Origin of the sequence: Streptomyces sp. SID5785 (assembly GCF_009870065.1) — a bacterium.
Lineage (GTDB): Bacteria > Actinomycetota > Actinomycetes > Streptomycetales > Streptomycetaceae > Streptomyces.
Genome location: NZ_WWIA01000994.1, coordinates 1 through 2206, shown reverse-complemented (window position 1 = coordinate 2206; position 2206 = coordinate 1). Strand labels below are relative to the sequence as shown.

Sequence of the window (2206 nt, the reverse complement as noted above, 5' to 3'; positions counted from 1 at the left end):
GCAGCGTCGCCGTCGCCTCGTCCTCGTGCCGCAGCAGCCGCCCGGTGGCCGGGACCGGCGCGCCCGGCAGATGCAGGGTGAGGGTGTCGGCCCGGTCGGCACTGCGCGCGTTGAGGAGCAGCATCCCGAGGCGCTCGGCCGCGACCTCGGCGTCCGCGATACGCCGCTGGACGAGCGCCGCCGCCGCGTCGTCGCGGGTGCCGTCCTCGAGCCGGCCCTGGATCATGAGCGCCGACTCGTGCAGCCGTGCCGTGTGCCGGCGCAGGTCGTCGAGGACCTCGTCGAGCTCGTCGGGCGGGGCGTCGAGCAGCCGGGTCTGCGCCGTCACCAGCTGTCCGAGCCGGGCCCGGAACGCCTCGCGCAGCCGCCCGAGCACCCGCTGCGGGGTCTCCGGCACGAGCGCGAAACGGGCCACCGCGCCACAGGCGAACGCGATCGCCAGGGTCGCGAAGAGCCGCGGCAGATGACTCACCGACGCCCCCACGAAGAGGGAGACGAAGTACACCTGGAAGCCGATCAGCCCCAGGGCCGTGCCGCGGTCGCCGAAGCGGCGGCTGTAGACCGCGCCGAAGATCAGCGCGACGAAGAAGAGGTCGCCCGCGACGACGCGGCTGTGCAGCAGCGCGCCGAGGGACATCGCCACCAGTGCGACCGGCAGGCCGAGCGCGAGGGTGAGCGCCTGCCCGCGGACGGTCTTCTCACGGATGGCGAACGTGCTCACCATCGCGGTCATCGCTCCGGCGACCATCTGCGTCACGCCCGCGCCCGTGAGCGCGAGCACGGCGAGCGAGAGCCCGATCGCGGCGACGGTCCGCAGACCGGCCATCAGCCGCAGCAGGCCGGGGTCGGACGCCACGAAGCGGTCCCAGGTCCCTGCGAGGGTCGGCCGTCGCGCCACCAGTGTCACTCCAAGATCGATCCGTGCGTGGTGCTCACGAGCATACGAGCCGCGGGAAGCGCCCTGACGTGCGGCCGTTCGGTCGGAACCGGGCCCGGCGCGTGCGTGGGCTGCGCGCCCTCGGCCGGGGCGCGCAGCACGATGAGCAGATGATCGATGTGGTGGTGCTGCTCAGTGGAGTCGTCGGTGTCGCCCTGCTCGCCGAAGCGGTCTGGGCGATGCGGCGCAGCGTGCAGGAAGGGGGTGACACGTCCGCGGTCGTGGCCAAGGGCGTCAGCATCGCGCTGGCCGCCTCGCTGTGCGGTGCCCTCGGGCTGGCCGCGGTACTGATCTTCACCGTGGCGCACTGAGGCCGGCCGAGGTCCGGGTACGGGGGCCGCGGACCGAGGCGGCTAGCCGGCCGCTTTCAGGACGGCCGCCACGAGCGGGCCGGAGGACTCGCCGCCCCGGCCGCCGCGCTGCATCACGGCCGCCGCGGCGAGGTCGCCGTGCCAGGCGGCGAACCAGCCGTTGGGATCCTCCTGCCCGACGACCTCGGCCGAACCGGTCTTCGCGCCGATGTCACCGGACAGCCCGGCCATGGCACCGGCGGCGGACCCGGAGGTCGCGGTGGTGTGCAGGAGGTCGCGCAGCCTGCGGTGCGCGGTGGCGTCGAGCGTGCGCCGCGCGGTGGCCAGCCGCCGGTGGTCGACGGACGGGGCGACCAGGTAGGGCTGGTGGAACGTGCCGGTGCGGGCGGTCGAGATCACGGACGCCATCGTGAGCGGGTTCATCCGCACCTCGCCCTGGCCGATCAGCGCGGCCGCCTTCGACGCGTCGTGCTGGACCGGGACCGCCCCGGCGAAGGCGTCGACGCCGACCGACCACCTGGTCCCGATGCCGAACACGTCCCGGGCCTGCCGGGGCAGGTCGTCGTCGGCGAGCTTGCCGGCCTGCGTGATGAACGCGGTGTTGCAGGACGCCGCGAAGTCGTCCCGGAACGTGCCGCCGGGGATCGCGAAGTCGTCCACGTTGTGGAAGGTCCAGCCGCCGTACGAGGCGTTCTTCGGGCAGGGATGCGGAGCGTCGGGCGAGGCCAGCTTCTTCTCGAGGAGCAGCGACGCCGTGATCATCTTCATGGTGGAGCCGGGGGCGAGCCGCCCCTCCAGCGCGGTGGCGGCGCCGTCCCGCCCGGAACCGGCGACCGCGAGCACCTCGCCGGTCGAGGGCCGGACGACGACGAGCGAGGCGTCGGCGCGCAGCGCCACCTCGCGCTCGGCCGCCCGCTGCACGCGGGCGTCGATCGTCGTCCGCAGCCGGCCGGGAGCT

Annotated in this window: 2 protein-coding genes and 1 pseudogene; 1 reads left to right on the top strand and 2 read right to left on the bottom strand. The window is 74.4% G+C overall.

Features of this window, described 5'->3' with window-relative positions; all coding sequences use genetic code 11:
- Positions 1–826, bottom strand: a pseudogene (locus GTW43_RS32420) (FUSC family protein); the annotation flags it as partial.
- A 221-nt stretch (positions 827–1047) separates the two neighbouring features.
- Here GTW43_RS32420 and GTW43_RS32415 point away from each other — a divergent pair.
- Positions 1048–1248, top strand: a complete 201-nt coding sequence (locus GTW43_RS32415; protein ID WP_161305543.1) for a hypothetical protein — start codon at positions 1048–1050, stop codon at positions 1246–1248.
- Positions 1249–1290: 42 nt separating this feature from the next.
- Here the strand turns inward: GTW43_RS32415 and GTW43_RS32410 are convergent.
- A partial coding sequence (locus tag GTW43_RS32410) for a penicillin-binding transpeptidase domain-containing protein (protein WP_272922583.1) occupies positions 1291–2206 on the bottom strand: 916 nt, incomplete at its 5' end.

Excerpts from the sequence above, each read along its gene's own strand:
- GTW43_RS32415 (WP_161305543.1), top strand. The coding sequence starts at position 1,048 with ATGATCGATGTGGTGGTGCTGCTCAGTGGAGTCGTCGGTGTCGCCCTG.